Here is a 10,135-nt window from a genome sequence, read left to right on the forward strand (position 1 = left end):
TGTGGTGCTCTCCGGTGGCGAAGACGTCCAGGCCGACCTCCTCGGCCTTGAGCGCGATGGTCACCATCGCCTTGACGCGCTCGGCCTCGGTCGGCGTACGGCCGGTGGTGGGGTCGGTGGTCACGTCACCGACGGTGAAGATCCCGAACTGCATCGCACCCGTCTCCCTGTGGTCGCTGTGCCGGCTGCCGTGACGAACGCGGTGCCGGTAGCGTTCACCCCGGTCGCGACATCATCGTCTTTTTGTTGATGAATCAACTATGGCAGTACAAGTAGAAGTTGATTGATCAACGAAATCAGGATAGTGCTCCCCGGGGCTCCGCGCCACCCGCTCAGTCCGGCTGCTTCTCCATGTGGTCCGAGACGCGCTGGGAGAGTCGTGCGAACGTGCTGAGCTGGTTCGGGGTCAGGGCGTCGACGAACAGGCGGCGAACGTGCTCGACGTGCAGGGGCGCGGCGTCCTCGATCGCCTTGTAACCGGCCGGAGTGGCGACGATGAACGCTCCGCGGGCGTCGTCGGGGCATTCCTCCCTGGTCACGAGACCGCGCTTCGCCATCCGCCGGACCTGGTGGGACATCCGGCTCTTCTCCCAGTTCACCAGTCTGGCCAGCTCCAGGAAGCGCATCCTCCCGTCGCTCGTCGCGGTGAGGTTGACGAGCACGATGTAGTCGGAGGCGGACATCCCGGAGTCGGCCTGAAGGAGACGGGACAGCCGCCCGATGAGCGTCTCCTGCATGTGGATGAAGTTGTCCCAGGCGGCCTTCTCGTCCGCCTCCAGCCAGCGCGGCGTCTCGTTCATGGGCGCAGTGTAACGAAGAAGTTGACACCTCATCCACTTGGGGCGAAGCGGCCGGGACGCGGCCCTCCGCCGAGCCGGGCCCTCCGGGGGCGCGGAGGGGACCCGTCAACGGGGGCCGACGCCCAGGCCCGGTCCGCCGCGTCGTCTCCTCAGGACGCGGGGGTACCGTGCCACCGCAGGGGGTCGTCCTCCAGTGCGGAGCGGTCCCAGTCCCCGAGGTTCGCGGCGGCCTCGTAGGTGGTGCGGAGGAACTCGGCCACCGCGCGGTCGGGGTCGGGTGCGGCGCGGGCGACCTCGTAGGGCAGCAGGAACTGCTGGAACTCGGTGCTGTAGTACGCGCCCTCGGGTCCCACCGGCTGGTCGGCGAACCCGTCGGGTGTGGGGTAGGCGTAGGAGTAGAAGGCGCCCTCCTCGCCGCCGCCGGGCCAGAACCCGCAGCTGGACAGTTCCCGGGAGTAGCCCTCGACCATGACCCAGTCCCCGCAGTTGGGGGCTCCGCCCGGGTGGGGCGGAGCCGACCGCCCGGAGAAGCGGGTGCAGGCCAGGTCCATCGCTCCCCAGAAGAAGTGCACCGGACTGACCTTGCCCACGAAGTACGACCGGAAATCGCCGATCACCCGGTTCGCCTGGAGCAGCTGACGCCAGAACAGGGTGGCCGCCTCCGCGTCGTAGGAGGCGTGCTCGTGGTCCTCGGCGAAGGGGATCGCGGGCTCGACCTCGTTGGGGCTCGGCCGGATCGGTGCCTCGATCCCGAGTTGGCCGAGCGTGTCCATGATCCGGGTGTAGAACTCGGCGACCGGCATCGGTCGCAGCGGGAAGCTCCGCTCGCCGCCGTCGCTGCCGCGGATCCGGAGCTGGTGGCCGACGAAGTCGAACTCGATCTCGAAGGCCCCCGTGCGGTAGGGGACGGCCGAGGTCGTCAACCCGCGCGGGCTGACGTAGAGGGTCACCTGCCACCAGTGGTTGACCAGCGGAGCGTGGGCCATGCGGATCTTGCCCACGATCTGGGTCCACATGTGCAGGGTGTCGCGGGTGGGGGTCCAGTCCGAGACCCGCAGGCTCGGCCAGTTCGTCGCTGACGGGCTGGTCATCGCTCACTCACTTCCTTCTGTGCGCCAAGGGGCGGAGGTGGTCGTGCGCCGCGGACGGGTGGCCTGGCCCCCCGTCCCTCCCGGAGCGGGGCGGGCCGCGGTCCTGTCGGTCCCCGCCGCACCCCATGGCGGCCAACGGCCTCCGGGCGGGCGGTGCCCCGCGTCGCCTGTGGGTGCGAGACCCCCGCTGGTCGTTGATACAACATCCGGATAGTAGGTGACAAGTCAACTTGCTGGGTGGCGTTCCACTCGTGGGGGCGATGGCGGATCCGGGGCCCGATTCGGTTGACACATCATCCAATGATGCTAATTTTGATGATGCATCACCTAACTCGGCGGAGATGTACCGTCACTGACGCGGAGGGCCGCCTCCCGTGCGGAGAGTCCGCGCTGGCCCGCGGAGCCGTGTCGGCCGACGCCGCGTGAGGTCGGCCGGTTCGGGCACCAGGGCGCGTGCGCCCGTGCGCGGACCGGCGGTGTCCCGGCCGAGCCCCCCAGAGCATGAGACCCCTGAGAGGAACCCCCTGTGAGCACCAAGGCCAAGAACGGACTCCAGGCACTGCTGACGCCCGAGGAGAGTGTCCTCGTCCTGATCGACCACCAGCCGTTCCAGTTCGCCAACCTGAACAGCCACGAGCCGTCCATGGTCGTCAACAACACCGTCGGCCTCGCCAAGGCCGCCAAGGCGTTCGGCGTACCGACCATCCTGACGACCGTGCTGGAGGAGCGCGGCGGCTACCTCATCCAGGCGCTGCAGGACGTGTTCCCGGAGCAGAAGCCGATCGACCGTACGTTCATCAACACCTGGCAGGACGAGCGCGTCGTCGACGCCGTCAAGGCGACCGGACGCAAGAAGCTGGTCATCGCCGGTCTGTGGACGGAGATCTGCCTGGCCATGCCGGCGATCCAGGCGGCGGGCGAGGGCTTCGAGGTCTTCGCCGTCACCGACGCGTCGGGCGGCGCCTCGGCCGAGTCCCACGACATGGCCGTGCGGCGCATGGTCCAGGCCGGCGTGGTGCCGATCACCTGGCTGGCCGTGGCGAGCGAGTGGCAGCGCGACTGGGCCCGCGAGGAGACCATGCAGGGCATGGTCGACGTCCTGACCCAGCACGGTGGCGCCACCGGCGTCGCCTTCGCCTGGGAGACGCAGCTGCTGGCCAGCCGCGCCGCAGGCGGCGTCTGACGACACGACCGCCGAACGGGGCCGGTCCGCGTCGGGCACCGCCCGTCCCCGACCGGTCCCGTCGCGGACGAGGACACCGCCGGTCGACGGCGTGAACGAGCTGACACACCAACACGAGGGGAGGACCCGTGGCGGTCCAGGTGGGCGACGTGCCCCAGGCGAAGCGCTATGAGGCCCGCGTCGACGGAGAACCCGGGGTCGCGGGCGTCGCGGAGTACATCCGCACGCCGGAACTCGTCGCGTTCGTGCACACCGAGGTCGCACCGGAGTACGAGGGGAGGGGGGTGGGGTCCGCGCTGGTGCGCACCGCCCTCGACGAGGCGCGGTCCGCGAACCTGCGGGTGCTGGCGACCTGCCCCTTCTTCGCGGGCTGGATCGCCCGTCACCCCGGGTACCAGGACCTGCTGTACCAGTCCCGGAGCAGGGTCAGCGACTGAACGGCCGGACACGGCGGTTACGGAGGTCGGTGTGAAAAGGGGCCGGGTGAGAACCCGGTCCCTCCTGCGGAACCCGCTGCGACCAAGCAAACGCATCCGCACCGGCAGCCTGACGCACAGCCTGACTACTGAGCGAGGGTTGTGTGGGCCCGGGGTGAGGGTGGGCCTTACCGGCTCCCGGAGGACACGCGTGCTCCGGGAGCCGGTGTCCTGTGCGGAGGTGGGGAAGGACGGGACCGACAGGCCCTGGCCCAGGGGACCGGCGTGCCCTAGACGGTATGTAGGAGGGGTTCGCTGAGGGCCGGGACCTCACGCGCACGTTGCCGTGGGTTGCTGACCAGGCAGAACCTGGACAGTAGTGCCTACATGTGCGGGAGGTCCCGGTGTCCTTCGAGACTACGACCGTGGGACTGGACGTGCACGCCCGCTCCACCACCGCGTGCGCGATCCACGACCCCACCGGCGAAATCACCACCACCAAACTCACTAGCGACCACACCCGGATCCTGAACTGGATCCACACCCTGCCCGAACCGGTCCGAGCCGTCTACGAGGCCGGACCCACCGGCTTCGCCCTGGCCCGCGCCCTGAACGACGCCGACATCGACTGCGTGGTCGCCGCCCCGTCCAAGCTCCAACGCCCCAGCGGTGACCGCGTCAAAACCGACGCCCGCGACGCGCTGCACCTGGCCCGCCTGCTGCGGTTGGGCGAGGTCACCCCGGTGCGCGTGCCCGGCCCGGCCCAGGAAGCGGCCCGGGACCTGTCCCGGGCCCGCGAAGACGCCCGCGCCGACCTGATGCGGGCCCGCCACCGCCTGTCCAAGCTCCTGCTGCGTCAGGGGTTGTTGTGGGAAGGCAAGAACACCTGGTCACGGGCCCACCACGACTGGATCGCCCGCCAGCGCTTCACTCCACTCGCGCTACAGGCGGCCTTCGAGGCCGCCCACGAGCAGGTCCTGCTCACCCAGGGCCGGCGCGACCGGTTGGATGAGGCCATCACGGCCACAGCCGCCGAGCCGGACTGGGCGGCGGTGGTGGACCGGTTGCGGTGCCTGCGCGGGGTCTCCACCACCACCGCGTTCGGCCTGGCCACCGAGATCGGTGACTGGCACCGCTTCACCGGCTCCAGCATCGGCGCCTATGTGGGATTGGTGCCCAGCGAACACTCCTCCGGATCTCGCCGGGTGCTGGGCCCGATCACCAAGACCGGCAACACCCACGTGCGCCGATTGTTGGTCGAGGCCGCCTGGCACCACCGTCGTCCCTACCGGCACGCTACCCGGGAGATGCGCCAGCGCTGGGGACAGGCCCCGGCCACGGCCCGAACGCGTGCTCACTCGGGAAACCACCGCCTGCACCGGCGCTGGGTCCGCTTCGATGAGCGCGGCAAGAAGCCGTCGGTGGCCGTGGTCGCGATCGCCCGAGAGCTGGCCGGGTGGTGCTGGAGCCTGGCCGTAACCGAGGACTGAGGCCCGGCTTGCACAAGCTGACCGGTGGAAGAGACCACGCGGGCACCGCGTGAGGAACGATCCGCGATACACCTATGAGCAGCCAGAGGATGCTTTTCCTGGTCACGCTCGATCTCTAGAGCCGCGGCCTCGTTCCCGCCGAACAGTCCGTCCTGCGGTAGCCAACCCGCGCATATCAGTCTGACCACGCGTCGTGCACGACACGCGAGCCGCGCGGTGCGCTTCCACCGGTCTTACACAACGCCTGTCGCACGTGGTGACAACAAGTCTGCGGTGGTGAGGCCCTACACATCACCGCAGGTCAACGCTGCGCTCTTGACATAAAGACCCTACATATCAGGTGTACTGACCTGAGAGGTTCGTGTTCGGTCACCCGCGCCCGGAGGCCCTCGTAGTGCTCAGGGGCCAGGGTGCGCACGTCGGCGCGGGTCAGTCCTTGCCCGAGGGTCAGCGGTAGCGGTTCCTCCGCGTTGAGGCGGCGGGCCTCCTGCTTCCTGCGTCCCTGGATGAGCGAGCGGTCCCAGATCTCGAAGTCGTCCATCGCACCCCTTCAGGAAAAGGGCGTTGCAACGACTACCAGGATCCACGTCGCGTCGCGCGGGGGCTGTCGTGATCTCGCTGGGAGCAAACGGGGGCGTGATGTCCTGTCTCGAACAACCCGCCACGTTTCACTGAAGACGCAACCGTTCGCCGAGAACCTCGTTCGATCCACGCGCCACGGGCCGCGCGGAGCGTCGCGCAAGAGGTGACCGTTGCCGGTACCCACCGCTCCGTCCCCACCCGAACCCCGCAGGAGCGCGGCCGAGCACACCGATGGCTTGCCGGAGGAGCTCTCAGCGAGAGGCCGTGGCAGTGTGTCATGTGAAGTCGGCTCGGCACTTCGGCTACGGGAGCAACCCCCCACCGGCCCCGGGGCCTGTCAGTCGAGGACCCGGTCGACGACATCGGCGATGAACTCCGCTGTCGCCGCCTCGCCCTCGTAGGTCACGCGGACCAGGACGGCGCCGACGAGCATGGCGAGGGAGGGGTCGACATCGCGGGCCGGGAGGTGCGCGTCGAGGATGTCGCGAATGCCTTTCGTGGCGGTCTCGTAGAGGCGGTCCCGGAGCTCGCGCGCGACCTCGTTCCGTCCGGCGAGCTCGATGGCTCCGGCCATCAGTTGGTCATAGCGGCGCTCGGACAGGGTGAGCGCGAACCTCGCGAGGAGCGTGCGGAGGTCCTCGCGAAGGTCTCCGCTCGGCGTCGGGCTCGTGGATTCCTCGCAGATCCTGTCGATCGCGTCCCTCATGAGATCTGTCGGGGTGGGCCAGTGCGCGTAGAGGGTCGCCTTCGAGTACCCCGACCTCCGAGCGACCGCGGCATGCGTGGCGGCTCCCCACCCGTCCTCGAGCAGGATGGCGGCACTGGCTTGGATCACGTCGCGTCGGGTTCGCGCCACACGCGGATCCCTCGGGTCACCGGCCGACTTGGTCATGGATCGAGACTACCTCTCTCTGGTCAGCGAGAGCACTAATAGACTCGGAGTACAGTACTGTCCAATAAGTCTTACAAGAGCACGAGCCACAAGGAACCGCACTATGACCACCACTCGGGTGCCGCGCGTCCAGCGGTCCATCGTCCACACCCGGTACGGCGCCGCGCGCGACGTGCTCGGACTGTCCGAGGACGTGCCCGTGCGCGCTCCAGGCCAGCGGGAAGTGCAGGTGTGCGTGCGGGCGTCGTCGATCAACCCCATCGACTGGCAGATGATCGAGGGGAACCGGCGCCTGATCAAGCGTCGCCGATTCCCCTTCACACCCCTGTTCGATCTCGCGGGAGTCGTCACCGCGGTCGGCGACGGCGTGACCTCGTTCGGAGTCGGCGACCGGGTGCACGCCGACAACGAGACCAGCGGGGGCGGCGGGGCCGAGTACGTCAATGTGCGCGAAGGGTTGCTCGCTCCGATTCCGGCGGGTCTGGGTTTCGCGGAGGCCGCCGCGATTCCCCTGGTGGCACAGACGGCGCTGACGTGCCTCGACAGCGCCAAGGTCACCTCGGGCAGCCGGGTCGCGGTGATCGGGGCGTCAGGGGGAGTGGGCCACTGCGTCGTCCAACTGGCACACGCCGTCGGTGCCTTCGTCGTCGGCGTCGCCAGCACCCGCAACCTCGGGTTCGTCCATACGCTGGGCGCGGACGAGGTCATCGACAGGACCGCCACCGACCTGGCCTCACGATTCGGCCCGGACTCCTTCGACGTCGTGATCGACACCGTCGGGGGCATCGAGCAGTGGGTGCGGGCGCGGCACGTCCTCCGACCGGGAGGACGGTTCGTGACGATCGCCCGCGACGAGGACGGCGTCGTCACCCCCGCTTCCGCGATGCGGCTGCTCGCGACGTTCTCCGCCCGCCGGATCCGGGGCGCGGGCGCGCGAGGCGTGAAGTACGTACCGGTCTTCCTCAAGGCCTCAGGGCCACTACTGCGGCGCGTCAACGCGTTCGTCGAGAGCGGCGGCGTCAGAGTCCACGTCGCCCGTACCTTCCCGCTGACGGTCGAGGGAGTGAACGCGGCGATCGACGAGAGCCGCTCGGGGCACACCGCCGGGAAGCTGGTGCTCACGCGATGACGAACGCGCCACGCCCCCACGAGTCGTCAGAGGTTCCCGCGCTCTCCTCGCCGCTCCGGCTTCCCCGAGGTATCACTGTCGCGAACCGCCTGGTCAAGGCAGCGATGGAGGAGCAGCTCGCGGGCCCCGGCGGCCATCCGAGCGAGCGGTTCGTCACGCTCTACCGCACCTGGGACCGCGGTGGTGCGGGCATGATCCTGACCGGCCACGTCATGGTCGACCGTTCCGCCGTCGCCCAGCCGGCCGACGTCGTCCTGGACGGGGCCAGCGACCTGGCACCCTTCCGGTCCTGGGCGCGGGCGACGCGCAACAGTTCGCTGTGGATGCAGATCAACCACCCGGGACGCGTGGTCCAGCGCGACACCGGCTCAAGAGCGCTCGCCCCCTCGGCGGTCCCCGTGAGGATCGGCTCGCTCTCCAAGCTCTTCGCCACGCCGGTACCGATGACCGAGTACGACATCCACGAGACCATCGAACGGTTCGCCACCACGGCGGCGCTGGCGGATGAGGCCGGTTTCGCGGGTGTGGAGATCCACGCCGCGCACGGTTACCTGCTCGCCCAGTTCCTCTCCCCGCTCGTGAACAGGCGCGACGACCAGTGGGGCGGGTCCCTGCGCGGCCGGGCCCGGCTACTCCTCCAGGTCGTGGCCGCCGTCCGTGCGCGCGTGTCCGCGGGCTTCGGCATCGCCGTCAAACTCAACTCCGCGGACTTCCAGCGCGGAGGCTTCGAGCCCGACGACGCGCGCCAGGTCATCGACTGGCTCAGCGACAGCGTCGACTTCGTCGAACTCTCCGGAGGAAGCGTCGAATCACTCGCCACCGCGGGGCACCCCGCGGACGGACGCACCCTCGAACGCGAGGCCTACTTCCTGGAACTCGCCGGAGAACTCGTCGATCACGCTTCGGTGCCCCTCATGCTCACCGGTGGCGTCCGGCGGGGTCGGGTCGCGCAGGAAGTGCTCACCCGCGGGTTCTCGCTCGTGGGTGTGGCGACCGCACTGGCCCAACAACCCGACGCCCCTCAGCGGTGGCTCGCGGGTCAGGACGCCGAAGTCGAGCCGCCATGCACGCTGGCCCGCTCCAAGTCCCTCCGCGCCGCGGCCGTGCAGGCGAGCATCACCGCACGAATGCACAATCTGAGCCGCGACAGACCGGACCAGTCCGTGCCCCCGCTCGCCGCCCTCGTCCTGGACCAGTACCGGCGCTCACGCGCGATCCGTCGCCACCGACGAGTGGGACCGCCATCGCCCCGATGAGGCCTGGAGTTCCCGGGGAGGCGGGACGGGCGGTGAGCGTCGACCAGCCTGGTTCTTCTCGGTGCTGGCCGGGTCGGGAGCCAGGCCTTGGCTGATGCGCTGCTGGCGCCGCCAGGCGTAGATCGTCTCAGTGCTGATGTCCGGATCGCGTGCCACGTCCGCGACGCTGCGTCCGGCCTGGACCAGGTCCAGGACCTTGCGGCGGAACTCAGCTGGGTATCCACCACGTCCCACGATGCCCTCCTTGAGGTCACGCCGTCCCAGGATCCAGGAATCCGACTCCGAGAAACGCAGGACACATCACCTCCGACAAACCCGGTTACCGGAGCCCAGAACCAGGCGGTACCAGGACGAACCACGCCGGAGTGCTGGACCACTCGGATCGGCCGGATTGGTCTACCTTCTGCACTGCGAGAACGCAGGCTCGCTGCCCCTTTCCGGCTTATCTTGTCCGCCCCCCACGTAGGCACGGCACCACCGGTGTCAGGTGAATACGCACCGAGTTCAGGTTGCGGGGGTCCACCCCAGCCGGGTGGCCACGGTCACCAGGGAGCTGAGCAGCGTGGTGATGGCGACGATCAGCCCCAGGTGGCTGCGGGGCCCCACCCCAACTACTCCTTGCGATGCAATTCTTTATGCACCGCTCGTTGCATCTGGCCCATGGTTTCCACTAGGTCACTTCTTTCGTCGTGCAACCGTTTTTGCCATATGGGGTCGCGGTCTTTTTCGTAACTCATCGCGACTGAGTTGATTTCTTCAAAGTGTTCAATGAGGCACCTTGATATGAGTAAAAGTTCCTCGCTTTTCGGCGTCTCGATCGCCATTCGAGAATGAAGACCCTTCAGTTTCTCGATAGCGACACGCTCTTCCTGGTGTCGGTCGTCCGTGCGAATGCCCTCTTGGAGCCTCTGGCATTCATTTGCCGCCAACACGAAGCTCGTGAATAAATCTCGGCGCGACTCCCAAATAACTTGATCTCGTTGGGTTTGGCGTGCCAACAAGCCCACGAATATCGAGGCTCCGGCCGCGATGACTGCAGCAAGCAGAACTGCTTCCGCCTGAGACATGCTCAGATTATTTCAGGCTGATCCGCCACAGAGGAAGCTACTGTGCGTCTCCGATGTCCGTCCGCAGTTGACCTGAGCACCGTACACGGCCATGACTAAGATCTCATCTCATTTGGGTTTTCGGTAGCCTGCCTCTGTGTCGATGGTGGAACGGCTGGTGCCGGACGAGCTATGGGAACTGTTCCAGCGGGTGGTGCCCGAGGCGCCCACCCGCCCGCAAGGCGGCGGG

The 10,135-nt window shown here is 68.3% G+C and carries 11 protein-coding genes and 2 pseudogenes; 6 read left to right on the forward strand and 7 right to left on the reverse strand.

Annotation, left to right across the window (positions count from 1 at the left end; genetic code table 11):
• From FYW99_RS31340 to FYW99_RS31350, 3 genes and pseudogenes are all read right to left on the reverse strand, one after another.
• Positions 1-154, reverse strand: a pseudogene (locus FYW99_RS31340) (LLM class flavin-dependent oxidoreductase); the annotation flags it as partial.
• A 178-nt stretch (positions 155-332) separates the two neighbouring features.
• A complete protein-coding gene (locus FYW99_RS31345) occupies positions 333-800 on the reverse strand; it encodes a MarR family winged helix-turn-helix transcriptional regulator (protein WP_150256194.1) in 468 nt (155 codons plus the stop codon).
• A 149-nt stretch (positions 801-949) separates the two neighbouring features.
• A complete protein-coding gene (locus FYW99_RS31350; RefSeq protein ID WP_150256197.1) occupies positions 950-1,891 on the reverse strand; it encodes a DUF5996 family protein in 942 nt (313 codons plus the stop codon).
• A 526-nt stretch (positions 1,892-2,417) separates the two neighbouring features.
• On the opposite strand from FYW99_RS31350, the gene FYW99_RS31355 reads away from it, so the two are divergent.
• The 3 genes from FYW99_RS31355 (at position 2,418) to FYW99_RS31365 (ending at position 4,980) form a co-directional block, all read left to right on the forward strand.
• On the forward strand, positions 2,418-3,074 hold the full coding sequence (locus FYW99_RS31355; RefSeq protein ID WP_150256199.1) for a hydrolase: 657 nt from the start codon (positions 2,418-2,420) through the stop codon (positions 3,072-3,074).
• Between the two features lie 128 nt (positions 3,075-3,202).
• Positions 3,203-3,511: a GNAT family N-acetyltransferase gene (locus FYW99_RS31360; protein WP_150256201.1), complete on the forward strand. Its 309-nt coding sequence runs from the start codon at positions 3,203-3,205 to the stop codon at positions 3,509-3,511.
• Positions 3,512-3,894: 383 nt separating this feature from the next.
• The gene (locus tag FYW99_RS31365; protein WP_190394895.1) at positions 3,895-4,980 is read left to right on the forward strand and encodes an IS110 family RNA-guided transposase; all 1,086 of its coding nucleotides are present in this window, start codon (positions 3,895-3,897) and stop codon (positions 4,978-4,980) included.
• A gap of 301 nt (positions 4,981-5,281) precedes the next feature.
• Here FYW99_RS31365 and FYW99_RS31370 read toward each other — a convergent pair whose 3' ends face one another.
• Both FYW99_RS31370 and FYW99_RS31375 read right to left on the reverse strand, forming a co-directional pair.
• The gene (locus FYW99_RS31370; RefSeq protein WP_150256204.1) at positions 5,282-5,521 is read right to left on the reverse strand and encodes a hypothetical protein; all 240 of its coding nucleotides are present in this window, start codon (positions 5,519-5,521) and stop codon (positions 5,282-5,284) included.
• Positions 5,522-5,899: 378 nt separating this feature from the next.
• Positions 5,900-6,454, reverse strand: a complete 555-nt coding sequence (locus FYW99_RS31375; RefSeq protein WP_150256206.1) for a TetR/AcrR family transcriptional regulator — start codon at positions 6,452-6,454, stop codon at positions 5,900-5,902.
• A 103-nt stretch (positions 6,455-6,557) separates the two neighbouring features.
• Here FYW99_RS31375 and FYW99_RS31380 point away from each other — a divergent pair, with 103 nt between their 5' ends.
• The gene (locus FYW99_RS31380) at positions 6,558-7,583 is read left to right on the forward strand and encodes an NAD(P)-dependent alcohol dehydrogenase (RefSeq protein ID WP_150256208.1); all 1,026 of its coding nucleotides are present in this window, start codon (positions 6,558-6,560) and stop codon (positions 7,581-7,583) included.
• A complete protein-coding gene (locus FYW99_RS31385) occupies positions 7,580-8,839 on the forward strand; it encodes an NADH:flavin oxidoreductase/NADH oxidase family protein (RefSeq protein ID WP_150256210.1) in 1,260 nt (419 codons plus the stop codon). The genes FYW99_RS31380 and FYW99_RS31385 overlap by 4 nt, the downstream gene beginning before the upstream one ends.
• On the opposite strand, the gene FYW99_RS31390 is transcribed toward FYW99_RS31385, so the two are convergent.
• Entirely contained in the window at positions 8,789-9,073 is a 285-nt protein-coding gene (locus FYW99_RS31390) for a transposase (protein ID WP_190394896.1), read from the reverse strand. The two genes, FYW99_RS31385 and FYW99_RS31390, sit on opposite strands and share 51 nt — an antisense overlap.
• 377 nt (positions 9,074-9,450) lie before the next feature.
• Complete coding sequence (locus FYW99_RS31395) at positions 9,451-9,906, reverse strand: hypothetical protein (protein WP_150256214.1); 456 nt, start codon at positions 9,904-9,906, stop codon at positions 9,451-9,453.
• Positions 9,907-10,042: 136 nt separating this feature from the next.
• On the opposite strand from FYW99_RS31395, the pseudogene FYW99_RS31400 reads away from it, so the two are divergent.
• Positions 10,043-10,135, forward strand: a pseudogene (locus tag FYW99_RS31400) (IS5/IS1182 family transposase); the annotation flags it as partial.

Source organism: Nocardiopsis deserti (genome assembly GCF_008638355.1).
GTDB lineage: Bacteria > Actinomycetota > Actinomycetes > Streptosporangiales > Streptosporangiaceae > Nocardiopsis > Nocardiopsis alborubida.

Bases quoted from the DNA above. Each gene is read 5' to 3' on its own strand.
- FYW99_RS31375 (WP_150256206.1), bottom strand. From the start codon at position 6,454: ATGACCAAGTCGGCCGGTGACCCGAGGGATCCGCGTGTGGCGCGAACC.
- FYW99_RS31395 (WP_150256214.1), bottom strand. From the start codon at position 9,906: ATGTCTCAGGCGGAAGCAGTTCTGCTTGCTGCAGTCATCGCGGCCGGA.
- FYW99_RS31350 (WP_150256197.1), bottom strand. From the start codon at position 1,891: ATGACCAGCCCGTCAGCGACGAACTGGCCGAGCCTGCGGGTCTCGGAC.
- FYW99_RS31370 (WP_150256204.1), bottom strand. From the start codon at position 5,521: ATGGACGACTTCGAGATCTGGGACCGCTCGCTCATCCAGGGACGCAGG.
- FYW99_RS31345 (WP_150256194.1), bottom strand. From the start codon at position 800: ATGAACGAGACGCCGCGCTGGCTGGAGGCGGACGAGAAGGCCGCCTGG.
- FYW99_RS31380 (WP_150256208.1), top strand. From the start codon at position 6,558: ATGACCACCACTCGGGTGCCGCGCGTCCAGCGGTCCATCGTCCACACC.
- FYW99_RS31385 (WP_150256210.1), top strand. From the start codon at position 7,580: ATGACGAACGCGCCACGCCCCCACGAGTCGTCAGAGGTTCCCGCGCTC.